The sequence below is a fragment of the Petrotoga sp. 8T1HF07.NaAc.6.1 genome, from assembly GCF_016772115.1.
Taxonomy (GTDB): Bacteria; Thermotogota; Thermotogae; order Petrotogales; family Petrotogaceae; genus Petrotoga; species Petrotoga mobilis.
The window spans coordinates 198,349-219,313 of record NZ_AUPG01000002.1; the positions used below are offsets into that span (position 1 = coordinate 198,349).

General features: G+C 33.8%; 21 protein-coding genes, 3 tRNA genes and 1 pseudogene. 13 read left to right on the plus strand and 12 right to left on the minus strand.

The genetic code is table 11. The features are described 5' to 3' along the window. Positions 1-111 precede the first annotated feature (111 nt). The 11 genes from recJ to NAAC61_RS02495 all read left to right on the plus strand — a co-directional run bounded on the left by recJ (position 112) and on the right by NAAC61_RS02495 (position 9,863). A complete protein-coding gene (gene recJ, locus NAAC61_RS02445) occupies positions 112-3,219 on the plus strand; it encodes a single-stranded-DNA-specific exonuclease RecJ (protein ID WP_202695212.1) in 3,108 nt (1,035 codons plus the stop codon). A 1-nt stretch (position 3,220) separates the two neighbouring features. After that, entirely contained in the window at positions 3,221-3,493 is a 273-nt protein-coding gene (locus NAAC61_RS02450) for a putative Se/S carrier-like protein (protein ID WP_012208186.1), read from the plus strand. Next, positions 3,472-4,164 (plus strand): RuvX/YqgF family protein, encoded by a 693-nt coding sequence (locus tag NAAC61_RS02455; protein WP_202695213.1) that lies wholly within the window; start codon positions 3,472-3,474, stop codon positions 4,162-4,164. The genes NAAC61_RS02450 and NAAC61_RS02455 overlap by 22 nt, the downstream gene beginning before the upstream one ends. Then, a tRNA-Arg gene (locus NAAC61_RS02460) sits at positions 4,155-4,226 on the plus strand. The genes NAAC61_RS02455 and NAAC61_RS02460 overlap by 10 nt, the downstream gene beginning before the upstream one ends. Before the next feature lie 138 nt (positions 4,227-4,364). Further along, the gene (locus NAAC61_RS02465) at positions 4,365-5,369 is read left to right on the plus strand and encodes a rod shape-determining protein (RefSeq protein WP_103065983.1); all 1,005 of its coding nucleotides are present in this window, start codon (positions 4,365-4,367) and stop codon (positions 5,367-5,369) included. A gap of 26 nt (positions 5,370-5,395) precedes the next feature. After that, positions 5,396-6,118: a flagellar hook-basal body protein gene (locus NAAC61_RS02470; protein ID WP_103065982.1), complete on the plus strand. Its 723-nt coding sequence runs from the start codon at positions 5,396-5,398 to the stop codon at positions 6,116-6,118. 44 nt (positions 6,119-6,162) lie between these two features. Beyond that, positions 6,163-6,948: a flagellar basal-body rod protein FlgG gene (flgG, locus tag NAAC61_RS02475; RefSeq protein ID WP_202695214.1), complete on the plus strand. Its 786-nt coding sequence runs from the start codon at positions 6,163-6,165 to the stop codon at positions 6,946-6,948. 60 nt (positions 6,949-7,008) lie between these two features. Then, positions 7,009-7,941 (plus strand): flagellar basal body P-ring formation chaperone FlgA, encoded by a 933-nt coding sequence (gene flgA / locus NAAC61_RS02480; protein ID WP_202695215.1) that lies wholly within the window; start codon positions 7,009-7,011, stop codon positions 7,939-7,941. A 2-nt stretch (positions 7,942-7,943) separates the two neighbouring features. Further along, a complete protein-coding gene (locus tag NAAC61_RS02485; protein ID WP_202695216.1) occupies positions 7,944-8,582 on the plus strand; it encodes a flagellar basal body L-ring protein FlgH in 639 nt (212 codons plus the stop codon). 12 nt (positions 8,583-8,594) lie between these two features. Further along, entirely contained in the window at positions 8,595-9,581 is a 987-nt protein-coding gene (locus tag NAAC61_RS02490) for a flagellar basal body P-ring protein FlgI (protein ID WP_121514514.1), read from the plus strand. Continuing rightward, complete coding sequence (locus tag NAAC61_RS02495) at positions 9,582-9,863, plus strand: hypothetical protein (protein WP_202695217.1); 282 nt, start codon at positions 9,582-9,584, stop codon at positions 9,861-9,863. It abuts the gene before it with no gap. On the opposite strand, the gene NAAC61_RS02500 is transcribed toward NAAC61_RS02495, so the two are convergent. Together NAAC61_RS02500 and rsmG are read right to left on the minus strand one after the other, a co-directional pair. Then, positions 9,838-10,617 (minus strand): lipoate--protein ligase family protein, encoded by a 780-nt coding sequence (locus NAAC61_RS02500; protein ID WP_202695218.1) that lies wholly within the window; start codon positions 10,615-10,617, stop codon positions 9,838-9,840. The two genes, NAAC61_RS02495 and NAAC61_RS02500, sit on opposite strands and share 26 nt — an antisense overlap. After that, complete coding sequence (rsmG, locus tag NAAC61_RS02505; protein ID WP_202695219.1) at positions 10,614-11,291, minus strand: 16S rRNA (guanine(527)-N(7))-methyltransferase RsmG; 678 nt, start codon at positions 11,289-11,291, stop codon at positions 10,614-10,616. The genes NAAC61_RS02500 and rsmG overlap by 4 nt, the downstream gene beginning before the upstream one ends. A 62-nt stretch (positions 11,292-11,353) precedes the next feature. On the opposite strand from rsmG, the gene NAAC61_RS02510 reads away from it, so the two are divergent. Next, positions 11,354-11,441 (plus strand) — tRNA-Ser (locus NAAC61_RS02510). A 47-nt stretch (positions 11,442-11,488) separates the two neighbouring features. Here the strand turns inward: NAAC61_RS02510 and lepB are convergent. From lepB to ffh, 8 genes and pseudogenes are all read right to left on the minus strand, one after another. Continuing rightward, positions 11,489-12,454: a signal peptidase I gene (gene lepB, locus NAAC61_RS02515; protein ID WP_202695229.1), complete on the minus strand. Its 966-nt coding sequence runs from the start codon at positions 12,452-12,454 to the stop codon at positions 11,489-11,491. A 5-nt stretch (positions 12,455-12,459) separates the two neighbouring features. Then, positions 12,460-12,819, minus strand: coding sequence for a 50S ribosomal protein L19 (gene rplS, locus NAAC61_RS02520; protein WP_103065975.1), 360 nt, complete (start codon positions 12,817-12,819; stop codon positions 12,460-12,462). Between the two features lie 113 nt (positions 12,820-12,932). Beyond that, positions 12,933-13,499: an RNA methyltransferase gene (locus NAAC61_RS02525; protein ID WP_202695220.1), complete on the minus strand. Its 567-nt coding sequence runs from the start codon at positions 13,497-13,499 to the stop codon at positions 12,933-12,935. Further along, positions 13,492-14,284, minus strand: a pseudogene (gene trmD, locus NAAC61_RS02530) (tRNA (guanosine(37)-N1)-methyltransferase TrmD). Before trmD ends, NAAC61_RS02525 begins: the two are co-directional and overlap by 8 nt. Next, positions 14,262-14,819, minus strand: coding sequence for a ribosome maturation factor RimM (rimM, locus tag NAAC61_RS02535; protein WP_158245387.1), 558 nt, complete (start codon positions 14,817-14,819; stop codon positions 14,262-14,264). The pseudogene trmD and the gene rimM overlap by 23 nt, the downstream one beginning before the upstream one ends. Positions 14,820-14,824: 5 nt before the next feature. Then, entirely contained in the window at positions 14,825-15,055 is a 231-nt protein-coding gene (locus NAAC61_RS02540; protein ID WP_012208170.1) for a KH domain-containing protein, read from the minus strand. Continuing rightward, positions 15,052-15,387, minus strand: a complete 336-nt coding sequence (gene rpsP, locus NAAC61_RS02545; RefSeq protein ID WP_012208169.1) for a 30S ribosomal protein S16 — start codon at positions 15,385-15,387, stop codon at positions 15,052-15,054. Before rpsP ends, NAAC61_RS02540 begins: the two co-directional genes overlap by 4 nt. Before the next feature lie 38 nt (positions 15,388-15,425). Beyond that, positions 15,426-16,745, minus strand: a complete 1,320-nt coding sequence (ffh, locus tag NAAC61_RS02550; RefSeq protein ID WP_121514509.1) for a signal recognition particle protein — start codon at positions 16,743-16,745, stop codon at positions 15,426-15,428. Between the two features lie 282 nt (positions 16,746-17,027). Between ffh and NAAC61_RS02555 the strand changes: the two genes are divergently transcribed. Beyond that, a tRNA-Trp gene (locus NAAC61_RS02555) sits at positions 17,028-17,103 on the plus strand. 36 nt (positions 17,104-17,139) lie between these two features. Here the strand turns inward: NAAC61_RS02555 and NAAC61_RS02560 are convergent. Beyond that, positions 17,140-18,087 carry a methylenetetrahydrofolate reductase gene (locus NAAC61_RS02560; RefSeq protein WP_103065968.1) on the minus strand — a complete coding sequence of 316 codons (948 nt, stop codon included), beginning with the start codon at positions 18,085-18,087 and terminating at the stop codon, positions 17,140-17,142. 183 nt (positions 18,088-18,270) lie between these two features. Then, positions 18,271-20,931 carry a pyruvate, phosphate dikinase gene (ppdK, locus tag NAAC61_RS02565; protein ID WP_202695221.1) on the minus strand — a complete coding sequence of 887 codons (2,661 nt, stop codon included), beginning with the start codon at positions 20,929-20,931 and terminating at the stop codon, positions 18,271-18,273. Between the last annotated feature and the right edge of the window lie 34 nt (positions 20,932-20,965).

Sequence of the window (20,965 nt, forward strand, 5' to 3'; positions counted from 1 at the left end):
TTATACAACAATTTAGCTTTTTTGAATCTTTACAAATCTTTCTTTAATATTTTAGTACTAATAATGTATAATATTTATAAAGAAAAAAATAAGAGAAGGGAGAAATTTAATATGGAAAGTAAATGGAAGGTTTTTTGGGACCCAAAGCGTCCTTGTTATCAAGAAAAAGAAAAAGTTGCAAAAACCTTATCTAAAGCTTTGGGAATTTCCGATTTTTTGGCGAAACTTTTAGTGTCTCGGAATATTGAAACACCAGAAGAAGGAGATAGGTTTTTAAATCATTTGGATTTGGAGAGTTTTGATCCTTATTTGATGAAAGATATGTCAAAAGCCGTAGAAATTCTCAAACAAATCAAAGAAAAACAGGAAAAAGTGGCGATCTTCGGCGATTACGATGTTGATGGTGTGACTGCGACTTCGGTTTTGTATCTTGGTTTAAAAAAATTGGGTTATGATGTAACTTCTTACATTCCATCTAGAATAGAAGAAGGTTATAGTCTAAACGTTAAGGCTATAGCAGAGTTAAAAGGCAAAAATTATAATAATATTATTACTGTTGATTGTGGTACAACATCCATACAAGAAATTGACTATGCAAAAAGTCTTGGAATGAAAGTTATAGTTACCGATCATCATTTACCTCAAGAAAATCTTCCAAATGCAGATGCGATATTGAACCCAAAAAGAGAAGACGATGAATATCCTTTCAAAGATCTAGCAGGGGTTGGTGTAACTTTTAAATTGCTACAAGCTCTCTACAAAAGTTACGATAATTCTTTAGATCCTTTTGAATATATAGACCTTGTGGCAATGGGTACTATTGCTGATATAGTCTCGATAACCTCAGAAAATAGATACTTGGTTAAGATAGGATTGAACAAATTAAAAACTAATCCAATGAAAGGTTTAAAATATTTACTCGATGAATTGAAGATAGTTGATTCTGAGATAAATTCACGTGCCATCACTTTTAAGATTGCTCCGAAGATAAACGCTGCGGGAAGGATGTCAGACGCACACGCGGCGTTTAAATTGTTGACCGAGAAAGATGAAGAAAAATTAAAAAAAGCGGTTTCAGAATTACTCCGGCTAAATTCAAAAAGGCAAAGTACCGAAAAGGAAATCTATTTATACTCTTTAAGTTTGTTAGATTTGTACCCTCAGCACAAAAAGGATCCGGTATTGGTGTTAAGTGGAGAAGACTGGCATATGGGAGTTCTTGGGATAGTGGCTTCCAAACTGTCAAATCAATTCAATAAACCCGTTTTGATGATATCAAAAAATCAAGAAATGGGTAAAGGTTCCGGAAGAAGTCCGCAGGGCATAGATTTAATGGAGCTCCTCCTCAAAGTCAATGAAAGAGGGATTTTTGAAGAGTTCGGCGGTCATAAGTTTGCTGCAGGTTTTTCCATTCTTTCTAAAAATATAGAAGCTTTGAGAAAGGAGATTAACGAGGTTTACAAAGAGTTATATGGAGATAAAAAATTAACTTCTCAAATTGATGTGGATATGGAGATAGAAGGAATATGGGAAACGATGTTTGAAGATATAAACAAGTTAGAACCTTTTGGTTATGGGAATCAAGAACCAGTTTTTTTGATAAGAAACGCTAAATTAGAAAACATCAGATTCTTTCGTAATGGTGCTCAAAGTTTTTCAGGAACGCTCAATAAAGATTCCTTAATCATAGATGTTTTAGGTTACGATTTGGGTTACAAATTAAGCGAGCTAACAGAGAATAGTAAAAAAGACCTATTTACAGATCTTGTGGGTACCTTTAGAATAGAGAACTCTTATAATTTAAAAAATAGTTATGTTAAATTTTACTTGCAAGATTTGATGGTTAATAAGGAAATACAACAAGATGAAACTGCAAAATGGAACTTTGCATCTAATATTCTTCATGATGAGTTGAACAAGATCATGAATGTAGAAATATTAAACGATAATTTAACTAGAAATAAGGTAGCGATGTTTCTTCCAAGTAAGATAAAAAACGATTCTTTACTGAAAAAGGTTCAGTTATCATTAGAAGAACATCAAAAGCTGATAATTGTTTCTGCAACAAACAGTTTGTTGGAACATATATATAAGATAATAAACACTTATTTTCCTGAGAATTTATTATATTTTGACAATCAATACACCCTTACGCCAGAACTTATATCTAATTATAGTGTGATATTCGTTACAGTACCCAAATTTATTAAAAATCGTGAATTACTTGATTCTATGCAAACTGAAATTATTATTGACGAACCATACTATTCATTATTTCATCCGGTAGTTAGAAAAGTGCCTGAATATCAGCAATTTAGAAAATATGCTCTTCAAAAGTCTAAAATTAGTATTTTTAGTTCTATTTACAGCGAAGAGCTAAAAGAATTTTTAAAAAGAGCAGGATTTAAAATCCTTATATCTTTCTCGAATAATAATAGTTTTGAAGTGGTTAGAGAAAGAAACAATATTCTGGGACTTTTGAAGGATTACACAAATGAAAGAAATGGAAAAATATTGGTTTTGAACGATTATGAGAGGCAAAAATCTTTAGTGAGACTGTTAGACGAAAAATTACAAGTTGATGAGAACGATATAAGGCTTTTCAACCATTCAATGAGTTTTAGGGAAAAACTTATTTCTAGAGAAAAATTTAAAAATGAAAAAGCTAATTTTTATATAACTTCTTTTTCTAACAACGGTATAGCGTTTGAGGTTAAACAATTTTCTCCAATTTTGATTATTGTGGATGTTCCAAAGACGGACATAGAGCTTTTAGACCTGGTTTCTACATGGATGAAAAAAACTCAAAGAACAACTATCATATTGGCTTACAATAATCGGTTCAAAGTTAAATTACTTTACGAGTATTCAAGAAAATATCCATCTTTCAAAGTATTAAAACTAGTCTATGATTTTATAGCCGACGGTCATTACAAAGTAGAGGAGATACAAAATTCTCTTTTGAAGGGTGATAAATCGTTATCAGAGACCGTTTTAAACGTGATGGAAGATGCAGGGTTGATAAAGGTGAATGAAGAAGAAGTAGAAATATTGAATAATTTTAATCTAAAGGATTTACGTGAAAGTTCCAATTTTAAGGAAAATATATTAGATAATTGGATATTGAAAAATTCCATAAATTTCTATGAAAATTTAGACACAAGAGAATTAATTGAGTTCTTGAAAGGTAATCCTAAAGAAGGAGCAAGAAGTTTATAAAATGAGTAAAAATTTGAGAACAACGTTAGATCTTGATTTGGTTTTGCTAAATGAAAATTATCAAATAATAGAAATAAAAGAGATGTTAACGAAGAACGGCGTTTTTTGTAAGATCTTTCCTCCCCCAAAAACTGTGTTACAAGCGTGTGCGCCAGTCTTATGCCTTTCCTCTAAAGATAAAGAAAAAGCCATTTTTATATTAGATAAAAATGGAGTTAAATATGATTTAGTCAAATTGGAGAAAGATATCGTATGGGAGTTATTAAGAACTTAAAAGTTTATGGAATCGATTATGGGACGAGTAATTGTGGGATAGCTTTTTTAAAACAAGATATAAATATTCCCTTACCAAAAGAGACGATAAAGTCTGAAAAACTATTAGAATATTTGGTTTCGTTGGATTTAAGCCATGATGATTTAATCGTGTTTGGATTACCAATTTCCATGTCTGGGAGATATTCAAAACAGAGTTTTTTGAGTATAGATGAAGCCATAAGGGTAAAAGAAAGAATAGGATGCAAAATTTACTTTGTAGATGAAAGATTGACCACTTCCTCTTTGTATAGCGAGGTTAGAGGAGAAGTTAGTTATAAAAAAGTAAAAAGGACCAAAGACCAGAATAGTAGTGTACTCATTCTATCCAATTTTATTCAGAGCCCTGAAAATGCCATTGCCTTAGTAGAAAAAGAAGTTTATAATCTAAAAAAAGATTTTTCATGTTACAAAGATATTTTGATCTGGGATGTTCCTATTAATAATGAGTTGGAAAATTTTTCTATCTTTGCCAAAGACCCTTGGATATTTTGGTACTACTACAAAAAAGGGTACGAAAGTACCACTTTGATATCAGACCTAAAAGATTATTATGATTTAATCATAACATCTAAAGAAAACAGAGAGAAAATTCAATTGAATATTAATTGTAAGGAATTAATGTGCCTGTAGCCTAACGGATAAAGCGTTGGACTCCGGATCCAAAGATGCGGGTTCGACTCCCGCCAGGCACATTTTGCAGATTTATGCAAAACGGTTTTTATAATAAGCTTTGATTTTGAATTAGGGGGTTTTTAATGGGCGAAAACCCTTAATGTAAAATGACGAAAGAGTTTCTAAAATCCCTTTAAAGAAAAAACAGGAGGTTAATTATGGCAAAATCTGATTTAGGAATAGATTTAGGAACCGCAACCTTTGTAGTATATCAACGTGGTCAAGGGATTATCCTTGAAGAACCTTCAGTGGTAGCAGTTGATAAAATTAAAAAAAAGTTGTTAGCAATTGGAAAAGAAGCAAAAGATATGGTTGGGAAAACTCCCAGTCAAATACAAATTATTAGGCCTGTACAAGATGGGGTTATTACGGATCCCAGCATCATAGAGGAAGTGTTGAGATATTTCGTCAAAAAAGCCAAATCTAAAGGCTTTAATATGTACAAACCACGATTAATCATAGGGATACCTGCTTTAACTACAGACGTTGAAAGAAGGGCGGTTAAAGAGGCGGGGAGTAGGATTGGAGCTTCTAAAGTATTTCTTATAAGCGAACCTTTAGCCGCCGCTATAGGCAGTGGAATAGATATAACAGAACCTAACGGACACATGGTCATTGATATAGGAGGGGGTACAACCGACTTAGCAATTTTGAGTTTAGGAGGTTGTGTCATAAGTGAAACGATAAAAGTTGCAGGTGAAGCCATGGATCAAGAAATAATTAAATATACTAAAAGAAGATATAAATTCTTGATCGGTGAAACTACCGCTGAAAGGTTAAAAATCGACATAGGCAAGGCTTTTTCTCAAGAAGAAAATCTTGAAATGGAAGTTAAAGGTCAGAATATCAAAACAGGACTTCCTTCTAATTTAAAACTAACTTCGGACGATATTTTCTATGCAATCAAACCAATATTGAATGAAATAATTAATAAAATAAAAAATATTTTAGAAAAAACTCCTCCAGAATTAGCTGCGGATATAATGCAAAATGGACTTATAGTAGTAGGAGGAGTAGCAAGACTAAGAGGATTGGATAAATTAATATCAGAGCAAACTGGCGTAAGAACGTACATTCCGGAAGATCCTCATCTTGTTTGTGCAAAAGGTACAGGAATTTTGTTAGAAGACATAGAATTATTAAACAAAGTACAAGTAAATTAGAAACATCCACCACAGGGGGAAATAAAATGAGAGGAATATACAATGCAACGGCTGGTATGCTCAACTCTTTTGCTGAATTGAACTCTATTTCCAACAATTTGGCTAATCTTAACACAGTAGGTTACAAAAAGGATTTTAACCTATTTAAAAGTGTATACGAAAAAGAGATTAGATCATATCAAAATGCACAGGGAAAAGGCGAACCGATAGGAAACATTTATAGTTCGGTTGTTTTGGACGATGTAATTCCAAATCTCGAACAAGGATCTTTACTTGAAACAAACGGAAAGTTAGATTTTGCAATAGAAGGCGATGGATTTTTTAAAATAGAGAGAAACGGTAACTACTTTTACACACGAAATGGCGAATTTTCTCTAAGTCCTGAAAATTACCTTGTCACAAAAAGTGGTGATTACGTATTAGATGAAGAAAATAACCCCATAGTTGTAAATCCGGATAATTTTTTTGTGGATGAAGAGGGTAATATATCAGGGACAAACACAAGATTAAACGTCCTAAATGTAGAGAATTTGAATAAATATGGTGAAAATTATTTCACAGGAGAAGAGATAGGACAAGCAGATAACTTCTATATGAGACAAGGGTTTCTAGAGGGTTCAAACGTTGATGCTTTAAATGAGATGATTAAGATGATCGAAGCAAATAGGAAGTTTGATATACTACAAAAAGCAGTATCAACAGGGGATTCACTCAACGCAAAGCTCATTGAAATAACTTCAAACTTTTAGCTAATTTAGATAATTATAAAGATTTTTAAATGGAGGGGTAAATTATGTTAGTGTCTTTGTATAATGCTGCAACTGGTATGAATGCGGAACAAAGAAAGTTAGATATCATTTCAAACAATTTAGCGAATGTTGATACAACGGGTTATAAAAAGCAAAGAGCTGAATTTCAAGATTTGCTATATTCGACTGTAAAAGAAGCCGGTACCCCAACCGCTCAAGGATCAATTTTACCAACAGGTCTTTATGTTGGTCATGGCACACGGTTGGCTGCAACAACACGGATCTTCACGTTGGGAAACATAGAGCCAACAGACAATTCTACCGATATAGCAATCATGGGAGATGGATTTTTTCAAGTTCAGATGCAAGATGGAAGTATAGCCTATACTAGAGATGGTTCTTTTAAATTGGATGCCAACGGTAGACTTACTACCAGTGATGGATTGATGGTTATTCCTAATATAGTGATCCCTCAAAATGCTGTGGGAATAAACGTTTCTCCGGATGGAATAGTGAGTGTTTCTTTGGGAGATGGAACGATTCAAAATGTAGGAAATATCACTACTGTGAGATTTTTAAATCCTGGAGGGTTAAAACCCTTAGGAAATAACTTATATTCTGAAACGCCAGCTTCTGGTAATCCGACGGAAGGGATACCTGGTCAGGATGGATTTGGAGCTTTACAGCAAGGTTATTTAGAAAAATCCAACGTCGATGTTGTTAAAGAGATGGTGGACATGATCGTTGCACAAAGAGCTTACGACATTAATTCTAAAACTATCACAACGGCTGATGAAATGTTGAGAACCGTTTCAAATGTTAAGAGATAAACACTAATCTCCCTTGAACTTTTTTAATGGTATTAGTTAAATTACAGGGAGTTGATGACTTTGACACGATTAATCAAAATTATATTTTTTTCTGTGATGTTGTTTGCATCATCAATTGTTTTTTCGAGCATAGTTTTTACAATTCCGGCAGTTATATTCAGTGAAGATTGGATTTTTTCTCTCAAAGATATATTCCCAGAAATGAAGTCAGATAGGACTATCTCTTATATAGTTAATGATAAGATAATTTATTCTGAAAAAGAGCTTTCTAAAATTTTGTACGGTTTAATGAGTAGTTATTACAGTGATTTTGATCTTGTTTTTGAAGAAAGTACGGTTACGGTTGTATACAAAAACGAAAGTCCAGATATAGATGTTCATTACATTGATTTAGAAAGTTTTTTACAGCAAAAGATAAAAGAGTACGACAATTCTTTGACTGTGAATAGTATTGATCTAAAGGTTCTTCCTGAAAAGGTTTTATCAGCAGAAGTGATAAAGATCTTTCAAAGCTACGATAAGTTGTATTTAAGCTTGAACATTAAAGACGATAAAAACAATCAAAAGGTACTTACAGTTATTGCCAATGTATCAAAATATGAAGAAGTGCTTGTATATTCCAAAGATTTAACCAGAGGAACAATGTTGAATGAAGAATTAACAGAACCAGCTACTAAAAACGTTCTAACCATCAACAATAAACCTGTAGATGTAGAATTGTTAAGATCTGGAAGTTATGAATTAACAAAAGATGTAAAAAAAGGTGAAATAGTAGATTCAACTTATTTGAAGCGTATACCTGATGTTAAAGCTGGAGACATTGTAACGGTTTTGGTAGAATTTGAGGGCATAAAGGTTTCTACTTTGGCAAGGGCTATGACAAATGCGAATTTTGGAGATACTTTGAGCGTTAGGAATGTTGAAAGCGGAAACATAATAACTGGTAAACTAAAGGAAGGTCCTATACTTCTTGTTAGTTTAGGAGGTTTGTAAGAATGACTAATAAAAAGTTTTCAAAAGTTTTTTATTTTTTTCTTGATTTTTTTTATTTTTTAACTAGTTTTGGTTTCTCTGAGTCATTGTGGAATAAAAATGATGAAGAAGGTAATTCTATTTACAACTATAACCAGGATTTTGGAGTAGGAGATGTTGTAACCATCGTTGTTTCAGAAAATCCTTCCCTCTCTTTATCGGAAAATATGCCTGATTATAAGAAAGCCTCCGTTGATACGGTTAACTCAGTAGTAAGTAATATAGGAGGGGTGGATTTATCCAATTTTTTGCCTATTGGGGCTGGAGATCCAACGCAGGTTAGTGTACAAAACGATCAAAAAAGTGCCACTTCTTCTGCAGAGGTTCAACTGTTTGTATCCGCAGTAATCCAAGAAGAGGACCAAAATGGACTTTTAAAAATTAGAGGAGAAAAGGAAATTAAAGTGGGTAACAACAGGAATACTATGATTGTTGAAGGATACGTTTCTCCAAAAAACATAGCAAGAGATGGAACTATTTATTCTTCCAGTTTAGCTAATGCAAAGATTTGGTACGATGGTGATATAGTTTTCCAACAGGATCCTAACGAACCGTCATGGTTAACCTCGATACTTTCAGGAATAGCAAATATATTCTTTTAGAAGGGAGTCAAAATGAGGAAAAATTTATTTGTCACCTTTTTATTAATTTTAATTATAAACGTATATGTCTTTGCCGGTGTTAGAATAAAAGATATATCTGATTTCAGAGGTGCAAGGGACAATCAATTATTTGGAATAGGTTTAGTTACAGGGTTAAATGGTAGTGGTGATTCAGGGGACGTACCCTCTGAAATGATAAACAATATGCTAGCCAACTTTAACATCAATCTTACCTCTTATGTAGAAACAGAAAATACAGCACTTGTTATGGTCTTTGCTGATATACCTTCTTTTTACAAGGAAGGTATGAGATTAGACGTCACCGTAGCTGCTATAGGAGATTCTGACTCGATTGAAAATGGAGTTTTAATGCAAACACCCCTCTATGGTGCTGATAATAAAGTTTATGCCGTTGCACAAGGGAATGTCTTAACAGGAGGAGCAAATATTCGTTCATCATCTAACCTGCAAGAAAGATACAAAGTTGTCGGGTACATTCCTGAAGGGGCAATTATAGAAAAAGAAATTCCTGCACAGATTGTAAATGAAAACACTGTGACTATCAACTTGAAACAACCGGATATAACAACATCGGCGAGGGTTGCCAACGCAATAAACTCAACTTTTTCATTAAAAATTGCAAAAGCTCTTGATCCATCGTCAATTAGGATAGAAGTGCCTAAATATTTTGAAGATGATATTATATCTTTTTTAGCTTTAATTGAAGAAATAGAGATAACTCCCGATGTAAAAGCCAAGATAGTAATTAACGAAAAAACGGGAACGATAGTTTTGGGAGGAGATGTTGAAATAGCAGATTTCACTGTTAGTTATGGTAACTTCAGTGTAAGTGTTGAAAACGGAAAAATAAGTGGGAAACCTGCAACGATTTCAAATTTGATTACAGCTCTGAAAACAGCTGGAGCAACTCCTCAAGATATAATTGCGATTATTCAAAGCGCCCAAGCTTACCTATATGCTGATTTGGTGGTGATGTAGATGGCGAACATAATTGGTCCCGCATTTAATGTAACTGGTATAAATTATAATGAAGTGAGTGTAAGAGACGCAACAGAAGCTTTTGTATCAGACATCTTTGCAAAGATATTGAACTCTGCCCAAGGTGATGAATTGTTTAAAGAGGATAAATTAATTCCCGAATCAAACGCAGAAAAATGGATTAAAGAATGGATAAATGTTGAGTATGCTAATCTATTGACTCAAAAAAGCTTAAAACCCTTGGTAAATCAAATTGTTAAATCTTTTCCTCCAGAACGGTGAAATTATTTTTTATTTCTTGTGCAAGAATTATTTCGTCGTGTTCTAAAAAGCCTTCTGATATTTCTTCTTTGAAGACCGATTTAAAACCTATTTCAAAAGCTTTGACTATATCCATCTTTGAAATAGGTTTTTTTAAAATTGTTTCTAAATCGATGGTAGAACTAGTTAAATGATGTTTTATCCAATCAGTATGAGAATATTTAAAAGAATTAATATAGGTTTCATAGTCATGTTTAATTGGAATTGAACCATGTTGTAGAATGAAATTCGCTGTTCTGTATTGTGCGCTTCCAATTAGTTTCTTTCCATTAACTTTCACTTCATAAAATGAGGGTGCATCATAGCAAAGATCTTTAGTTACACCTTCTTTTTTTGAACTTTCAAGATCTGCTTCTATTCCTAATTCGTTTAATGATCTTATTAGCGCTTGGGAGATTTTCATGTAGCTGGCAAGTAGATTATTTGGTAAGTTTTCGTTTTTAACGAAAGTTGAAAAGGAATAGGTTATTTCATCCTTATGTAAAACCGCTCTCCCACCTGAGGGTCTTCTTACAACAGAGATATTTTTACTTTTTATAAACTCCCAGTTTAGGTTATCTGTTTTTTGATGTTTCCCAAGGGATAAGGTAGGGTATTTCCATTGGTAGATCCTTAATGTAGAAATTTTTCTTATTGCACTGAGTTTGGCTATTGATATGTCTAATGCCATATTCATAGAACCTTCATAAGGCTTATCAACAATAATTTTGATCATTTCGTTTCTCCTAAAGGGAATTTTTTTGGAATACCTACTTGCCTTGGATAGTTTTGAGAGGTAGTTCCAATTTTTTTAAAAAGTATAAAATACCTTTTCTTCTTGTCTTCTCCGATTTCGTATTCAATTTCTTTAAACTCTGCAATATTTAACTTGTTCAACACATTTTGTGTATATTTCATTTCATTTGTGTAGTATGATGGGCCTTTGAATAGAGATATATAGCTATTTACTTTCACGAGTGGTGCCAAATATTCTAATGCGATATCACTTCTGGCTAACGCTTTACACGTTGCAAAGTCAAAATATTCTCTGTGAGTTTTTGCAAAATCTTCTGCTCTTTCACAGAACAAATAAACGTTAGTTAATTTTAACTCTTTTATAAAAGTTTTCAAAGCTTCTACCTTTTTTGATACGCTATCTACTAGATAAAACTCTTTTTCTGGGAAGTATATAGCCCATACTAAACCAGGTATACCTCCTCCGGTTCCTATATCTACAATTTTTTTTGAATTTAAAAAGCTGTCTTCTGCCTCAATAGGAATTATACTGTCTAAAATTAGGTTTTCAAAGGCATCCTTTTCGTTTTCATAGGCAGTCAAATTTACTGGATAGTTAATCAGCATATCAATGTATTTATTAATTTTTTGGACCTTTTCATCCGATTCTTTCATTGACAAAGAGCTCCTTATATGTTATAATTCCTGTGGGTTGGACATTTTATTCATATTGTTTTGGAGACGTAGCCTAATTGGCTAAGGCGTCGGTCTTGAAAACCGATGGGGTTACACCCCGTGTGGGTTCGAGTCCCACCGTCTCCGCCATTCTTAAACTTAAAAAACCGCCTTTTGGCGGTTTTTAATATACTTATCTATATCTTACCGAACCTGTCAAACGGGTAAATTCTTAAAAAAGTTGTTCCAATAACATTCTCAACAGGAACAAATCCAAAAAAGCGGCTATCTTGACTTTCCAATGTATTATCACCCATGAAGAAATAGTATCCTTCTGGAATTTTTATATTTACAAGGCCTTCTTCATCTTTGAATATTAAGGAAGGTAAATCCAATTTTGAAAGTTCATTTTCATAAAAATCGGTAAATAAGAGTGTATCTCTCATTTCTCTGTACCATTCAATAGTGGGTTTAGCTGGTATCAACCTACCCGTGAAGTTATCCTTATACATAAAAAATAAATCAGATGTAGCAATTTCATAACGGTATTGATCGGGATAGGCTATATAATCAAAAAATTTAGGATCCTCAAATATTGCATCTCTTAAATAATAAATATTTTCAAATTCAGGTAGTATTTCTCCGTTTATTTCTAGTTTTGAAACCTTGTTTTTTATCTGGGTTGGGATATAATCTACACTTTCATAATAATCAATAATAAAATCTAACCATTCGGGAGTACTTTGAATTTCTCCGTTTTTAATATCTTCCCAAAACGTTTCTTCAACCGGTACCAGTCTTAAGGTATCCCCCGGTTTCCCTACCAATCTCTTAACGTATTTTACATGGTCCTCAAATTGTGCTGGAGCAAAAAAATCCATAAACCTATCAAAAGTACGTAACTGTTGTTGGGCCCTAATGTCCACAAAAGGTGTCCAAAAGACCACTATCGAGCCTCTATTTGGTTCGGCAAATTCATAAGTAACTTTTTCTACAAACAACCTGTCGTATACTTGAATTGTTGGAACCATAGAAGGTGTTGGAACCATCATTGTTTCAAATACGTACAGTCTGATAATTGTTCCAAATATCAATGCATATATTATGGCGTAAATCCAATCTAAGGTCTCATCTTTAATTTTCTTCTTAGTAGCCTCTTTCAAAAGGCTCAATCCTTCCTCTCTTTGATCCTTATCTTCCCTTTAACATCCCTCAGGTAATAAAGTTTAGCCCTTCTAACTTTACCTTTTTTCAGTACTTCTATGCTGCTTATTGATGGGGAATGAAATGGAAAGATTCTTTCAACACCTACTCTATCTGCTCCCATTTTCCTAACAGTGAAAGAACGTCCTAGGCCAGCGCCTCTTATTTTTATTACTAGTCCTTCAAAGGGTTGGATTCTTTCTCTTTTCTTTTCACCTTCCCCTTCAACAACTTTCACGTTGACTCTTACAGTATCTCCCGGCCTAATTTCAGGGATATCTTCTTTTTTATAATTTGTTTCTACTGCATTTATGATTTTGTCCATTTTTAAAACCTCCCAAATATTATTTTTGATATAGTGTCTTTTAGAAACTCTAAAACTTATTTTAGGGCCCCTTCGCCCCGCTCCATAATCTCTCCCACAGAAGAGTATAGAAATCAAACAATTTCACCTATTAATCTATCAAGCGTTATTGCAACTGCTGCTCTGACAGAAAGATGATTGAACTCTCCATTAGCTCTAATAGGTTCTAAATCGTAATCAGAAATTTCTCTAATTTCTTCTGGCATTCCCCAACCGGTTCCAAAAAGAATTAAAAATGGATGATCGGAATCTTTTATCTGGTTCTTTAGTTCCTCGAAAGAAACTACATTATTTCTTGCTTTAGCAGAAGTGAAAACTATCTTTGGTCGTTCTCCTTCATTTTTTTCTATTTCTTCGATAACGTCCTCCAGGTAATTTTTTATTTTAAATATTTCAAGCGCTTCTTTTCTGTTGGGATTAAATTCTCCTCCATATCCGTTGAGCCAGTAATCTAAAACTTTTTCTACAATCTTTCGTTGAGCAGGCAAGTTAGTAACTAAGAAATAGTTTTTAACATTATAAGTTCTACAGGTTCTTGAAATATCGTGAACATCAAAATTTGTAACGGCTGTTGAAACAATACTTCCGTCTTTTTTTAGAATAGGATAGTGAATTAAGGCCACATATAGTTTATCAAACATCTTTGGACTCCTTAAAATTATCAGGGTTTTTGTTAAACATTTCTTGAATAATCTCTACTAAAATCTTTTTTTCTTCTTCATCTAATTCTTTCTTTATAAATAGATCTGGCCTCTTCAATATCGTTTTTAACAAACTGTCTTTTTTTTCTAAAGATTCTAATACGTTCATGATCCCCACTTAACAGAATTTCCGGCACTTGCATCCCTCTAAAATTCTGAGGTTTGGTGTAGTGTGAATAATCTAAAAGCCCATTGTAAAAGGAATCGTTTTCCACGCTTGTTTTTGAACCTATTACTCCGGGCAAAAATCTTAAAAGAGTTTCAATAATAACCATGGTAGGGATTTCACCGCCGGTTAAAACATAATCTCCTATTGAAACTTCTTTGTCAACGATCTTTCTAACCCTTTCATCTATTCCTTCGTATCTTCCACAGAAAAAAACTAATTCCTCTTTTTTTGCTAACTCAAAAGCTAAATCGTTATTAAATACTTCGCCTTGGGGAGAAGGTAAAACTACATAAGGTTTGTGGTTCTTAGATAGTATGTATTCATCGTAAAAACGATAAAAAGGTTCTGCCAGCATAACCATTCCATTTTCTCCACCGTAACCAGGTTTATCAGTTACTTTGTGTTTATCGGTTGTGTAATCTCTTAAATTGAGTATATCTATTTCAACTAATTTTTTTTCTATAGCTTTTTTGATTACTCCATAGTTTCTGATTATATCAAACATACCAGGGAAAATAGTCAAAACACTAATTTTAATCCGCTTGATTTGTTCCATTTTCGTACCACTCTATCTTTTTTACTATAATACTTTTATCCTCTTTTTTTAACTCAACAATGTAATGATCTGTCATTGGTATGAGAACTTCTTTATCATCTTCAAGGTTTTTTATAGAAATAACGTCGTTTGCACCTGTTTGAATTATTTCTTCTACTTTTCCAACGTATTCCCCATCTTCATAGTACACCTCAGAATCTAAAATCTCATACCAGTAATATTCCTCACTATTAAGAGAAGGAAGATCTTTCTTATCGATAAAAACTTCATACCCTATCATTTTTTTAGCTTCGTCCATGTCCTTTATTCCACGTAAGTTCAATACAAAAAATTTATTTAATGGTTTAACTTGTAGTACCTTACTAAAGAAGAAATTTCTGGTTGAGGTGTTGTATAAAAGAACTTCTTCTAAGTTCGTTATCACATCTTTTACGTTGGTAAAAGGTACTATTTTTACTTCTCCGTGCACTCCATGGCTATTAACAATTTTTGCCACAGAGATTTTGTTGTCCAAAAGATTGGATAAACTGTTCAATTCACTCACCTAATTACTTTTAAGATAAATTTCTTATCAGGATCTTTTTTTGCTGCGTTTAAAAGAATGTTTATGGATTTAATAGTTCTACCGTCTTTTCCAATTATTTGTCCAACATCTTCAGAATTTGCATATATTTCAAATATTACGTTTTGTTCCTCGTTGGACTCTACTATCTTTATTTCATCTGGATGTTTAACGATATTGTTCAAAATGTCTAAAAGCAGATTTTTCATTCTTTAACTTCTTCTCCTTCTGGTTCAACAATTTCATTAGATTCTTTGACACCCTTTTCTTTTCTAGCTTGAAATTTTATTTCATCATATCTTTTCATAACACCCATTTTTCTAAGAATTCTTCTTGCTGTGTCTGTGGGTTGAGCACCTTTTAAAAGCCAATCTAAAGCCTTGTCTTCATCGACTTTGTACTGGTTTGAGTTATTTAGAGGATCATAGTATCCTATTGATTCTATATATTTTCCGCTCCTTTTGTTTCTTGAGTCTACGATAACTATTCTGTAAAACGGTTGATGTCTCCTTCCCATCCTGTTCAATCTGATTTTTACCATTAATACACCTCCATATATTTTTAATTATTATTGGTATTTCAAAACGGTAGATTGTTCATTAGTTTTCTGCCCTTTAGTTTCTTCATTTGCTTCATAGTTTTTTTCAGTTGATCGTATGATTTCAATAGTCTGTTAATATCTTGCAGAGTTGTCCCACTTCCCTTGGCTATCCGCTGTTTTCTTGAATAAGTAAGTATTCCTGGGTTTTTACGTTCCTTAGGGGTCATTGAATTTATTATTGCCTCGAATTTTTTTAATTCTTGCTCACCTTTTGTTACATCTACTTGCTCCTTTGGGACACCGGGAACCATTTCTAAAAGACTACTTAGAGGCCCTAATTTTCTTATTTGTCGAATTTGCTCGAGAAAGTCTTTTAAATCAAACTTTCCATCCATAAACCTTTCGGCATCTTCTTCTGCTTTCTTTTTATCTATATCTTGTTCTACTTTTTCTATGAAAGAAAGTACGTCTCCCATTCCCAAAATTCTTCCAACATATCTATCTGGGTAAAACTCTTCCAAATCATCTATCTTCTCACCAACACCAACTAATTTGACGGGTTTTCCAGTTATGTACCTAATAGAGATGATGACCCCGCCTCGAGAATCACCGTCGAGTTTTGAAACAACAAAACCAGAAAGATCCAATTTATCGTTAAATTCTTTTGCTGAATTAACTGCATCTTGACCAACCATTGAATCGACAACCATCAAAATTTCATCAGGATTGATTAATTTTTTTATATTTTCTAGCTCTTCCATCATCTTTTCATCGATGTGTAAACGCCCTGCGGTATCTACAATAACAATATCATGCAAAAGCTTTTCTGCATATTTTTTACTTTCTTCTACAATTTTCAAAGCGTTTACTCTGTCACCAGTAAAAACGGGAATGCCAATATCCTCACCCAACTGTACAAGTTGATCGATAGCCGCTGGTCTGTAAGTATCGGCAGCAACTAACAAAGGGTTTTTTCCTTTTTTCTTATAAAAATTTGCTAACTTAGCGGCGGTTGTTGTTTTACCGCTTCCTTGCAAACCCGTAAGCATTATAAAACCTGGATTACGAGAAATGGTAATTTTATTGTTTTCTTTACCACCCATCAATTCTATTAAATCGTCTCTAACTATTCTGATAAATTCTTGATCAGGGGTTAAACTTTCGAGAACCTTAGATCCAATTGCTTCTTCTTTGACTCTGTCAATCAGTTCTTTTACCACTTTATAGTGAACGTCTGCTTCCAAGAGAGAAAGTTTCACTTCTCTAACAGCATCTTTTATATTTTTTTCGGATAATTTTCCTTTACCCGATAGGTTCTTGAAGACTCCTGTCAGCTTTTTTTGTAAGTTTTCAAACATTATTTGCTCACCCCATGACTTAAAATAATCCTTCCTTAGTATACTATAAAAAGAAAGAAATTTGGTAAAAAGTATGAAAAAAGTAGAAGACGAGGTATAATTTAAAGTTACTATTACATTAAATTTTTTATAATATAAATAGAAGAACACTTATTTTAAAATACGCGTTGTATTTCTCTATTCATAAGCTTATCACATTATTGTTAACAAATCAATTCACTCTAATTTAAAGAAAAAAATGCTTGATAGATCTCTACTTTTATGTTATAATATTGTAGCAATACGCCTGTAGCTCAACTGGCAGAGCGGCGGTCTCCAAAACCGCAGGTTGGGGGTTCGATTCCCTCCGGGCGTGCCATTTTTATTTCTCCTTTGCTCCCCACCCATCGAAATTCTAAAAAATTCCCTTAAATGCACTTAAAACGTCTTTTACTATCTTTCCTTTCCCCATCGTAAAAAGATGTACTCCTGGAACTCCCAGTTCTAAAAGTTGCTCAATTAGTTTTATTGCGTGCCTTACTCCTATAATATATTCATCTTGAGATGATTTTGCGTCTTCAAACTCTTCCACAATGGATTTAGGTATATTAACATGAAAAGTTTTAGGGATGTTGTATAGTGTTTTTTTGCTTCCCAACGGTTTGATGCCTGCAATTATTGGCACTTCTATGCCGAGATCTCGAACTTTATTAACGAAGTTTTTGTAATACTCGATGTCAAAAAACATCTGAGTTATTATGAATGTTGCCCCCATATCGACCTTTAATTTCAAATAGTCCAAATCTTTTTCAAAGTTTGGGGATTCAAAATGTTTTTCTGGGTATCCTGCAACGCCCACGCAGAAATTTGTAGAATTATGTTCTTTTGTTGGGAACGTGTATATTCCTCTGTTCATATTTGCTATTTGCTCAACTAATTGACTTGCATGTTCGTATTCATCGGTTTCTTTCCATGTATACCTTTTCTTATCTCCTCTTACGACGAATATGTTTTCTATCCTTAGATAGTTTAGGTCTATTAGAATGTCTTCTAGTTGATATTTGTTAAAGCCTGTACATATTAAGTGAGGAACAACTTCGATATTATATCTATGTTTTATTGAAGCACTTACCCCGACGGTCCCAGGCCTCTTCTTTTGGATGATTTTCATGATCTTCCCATTTTCTTCAACATATTCTATTTCGTTGGCATGCTTAGTGACATTGATAAATTTAGGATAAAATTCGATTAAATTATCCACAACATTAAATATTGAATCAATACTTTCTCCAACATTAGGTGGGATAATTTCAAAGGAAAGAACAGGTTTGTTTGATTGTTTAATCAAATCTACTATCTTCATTATGGATCACCCCGGAAAAGATATAATAAAACATTTTTTCAATTTTAACATACTAGCAAAAAATAGTCAACAGTTAATGGGCTAAATAACAAAAAGGGTGGAGAGGTCTCCACCCTGTAACTATAATAAGATCAATATCTTATTTTTAAAACTCTGATTGTTTCTGAATTTCTTACCTGTTGATTAATAATTAACTGTTTTGCCTCTTTTATAATTTACCGCTGCTTGTGCAGCTGCTAATCTAGCGACTGGTACTCTGTATGGAGAACAGCTTACATAATCCAACCCTACCAAGTGTGCAAACTCAATAGAATCGGGGTCTCCACCGTGTTCACCACAAATTCCTACCTTCAATTTTGGGTTTGTTGATCTTCCACCGTCCAAAGCAAGTTTTATTAATCTTCCAACGCCTTCTCTATCGATTTGTTGGAATGGGTCTTTTTCGTAGATACCTTTTTCAATGTAATCTCCAATGAATTTTCCATAATCATCTCTTGAAAAACCTAAGCCAAGTTGTGTAAGATCGTTGGTTCCAAAGCTGAAGAAATCAGCCTCAGCACCAATTTGATCAGCAACAACACAGGCCCTGGGGACTTCGATCATTGTTCCGATTTTGTATTCTAAGTCTACGTTGTTTTCTTTTATTAATTCGTCAGCTATCCTTTTGACAGATTCTTTAAGGATGGTGAGCTCTTTTACGTTTCCAACCAATGGGATCATTATTTCTGGTTGTACCTTTTTACCTTCTTTTATCATATCTATAGCGGCTAAAATTATTGCTTTTGTTTGCATTTCTGCTATTTCTGGGTAAGTGATAGCTAATCTCACACCTCTGTGACCCATCATTGGGTTAAATTCTTCTAGATCTTTAACTGTACTTCTTAATTCTTCTTCACTGATTCCAATCATTTTTGCTACTTCTTTTATTTGTTCATCATTCTCTGGAACAAATTCATGAAGAGGTGGATCCAAAAGCCTTATTGTAACAGAAAATCCTTCCATCTCTTCAAATAATCCTTTGAAGTCTGATCTTTGAAATGGTAACAGTTGTTCTAAAGCTGCTTTTCTTTGTTCTTCTGTTTTTGAGACGATCATAGTTCTCATCTTGTTTATTCTTTCTGGTCCAAAGAACATGTGTTCTGTCCTACAAAGTCCAATTCCTTGAGCTCCAAACTCCCTTGCAACTTTTGCATCTCTTGGGATATCTGCGTTTGCTCTGACCCCTAAAACTGAAACCTCATCTGCGTACTCAAGCAATACTGAAATATCCCCTGCTAACCCTTCTGGTCTAACTGTTTTGATTTTTCCAGCGTAAACTTTTCCTTCGTTTCCATCGATGGAAATCCAATCGCCTTCCTTTAATTCAACTCCATTAGATTTTATAACTTTATTTTTTAAATCGATGACTATATCTTCTGCTCCAACAACAGCTGTCTTACCCATTCCTCTGGCAACTACGGCAGCATGAGAAGTCATGCCTCCACGTGATGTTAATATTCCTTCTGCAACGTTCATACCACCAACATCTTCGGGGGATGTTTCGGGTCTAGCGAGAATTACTTTTTCACCATCTTTTGCCAGCTTTTCAGCATCGTCTGCGCTAAAAACAATCTTTCCAGTTGCAGCACCAGGAGATGCGGGTAATCCTTTCCCAATGTATTGGGCATTTTTTAATTCTTCAGAATCGAAAATAGGATGTAGTAATTTTTCTATATCTGCGGGCTTAACTCTCATCACTGCTTCTTGTTTGCTTATGAGACCTTCTTTTACCATATCTACCGCAATTTTAACAGCCGCAGCAGCAGTTCTTTTTCCGCTTCTTGTTTGAAGCATATATAATTGCCCTTTTTCAACTGTAAATTCTATGTCTTGCATATCTCTAAAATGTTTCTCCAATTTATCCATAACCTCAAGTAACTGGTTATATGTTTTAGGATTGATACTCTTTAACTCATCCAAACTTTTTGGAGTTCTTATACCAGCAACGACATCTTCGCCTTGTGCATTGGTTAGAAATTCACCGTAATATTTCTTTTCACCAGTGTTTGGATCTCTTGTGAAAGCCACACCTGTACCACTGTCTTCTCCCATGTTACCAAAAACCATAGCAACTACGTTCACAGCGGTTCCTAAAAGCCCTTGTTTGTCCATTTCATTAATTTGTCTATACTTTATAGCCCTTGGATTGTTCCAACTTCCGAAAACTGCTTCAATAGCAATCCAAAGCTGTTTCATAGGATCTTGTGGGAACTCTTTTCCCTCTTCTTTGTACAGTTTTTTGTATAATTCAACAACTTTTTTAAGATCGTTCGCATCTAATTCCAAATCTTGTTTTACGCCTTTTTCTTTTTTGACTTCATTAAGGGCTTCTTCAAATTTTTCATGGGCGATACCCAGTGCAACATCACCAAACATTTGGATAAATCTTCTATAAGAATCCCAAGCAAATCTTTCGTTGTTAGTTAGCTTGGCTAATCCCTCTACTGATTCATCGTTAAGACCTAAATTCAATATAGTATCCATCATTCCAGGCATAGAAACAGCAGCACCTGATCTGACTGAAACCAAGAGAGGATTTGCGTTGTCACCGAATTTTTTACCCGTAACGTTTTCAAGCTCACTCATGGCTTCTTCAACAACCGATTGGAGATCTTCTGGGAATTTTCTGCCATTATCCCAATAATATTTACATACTTCCGTTGAAATAGTGAAACCTGGAGGTACTGGCAAACCTAAAGATGCCATCTCTGCTAAGTTAGCACCTTTTCCACCAAGAATGTCTTTCATTTTCGAGTTACCTTCTACTCGGTTTTTATTCCACACGTATACGTACTTTTTTCCCATCTGTTTCCCTCCTAGCTATTTTTATGAAAAAATT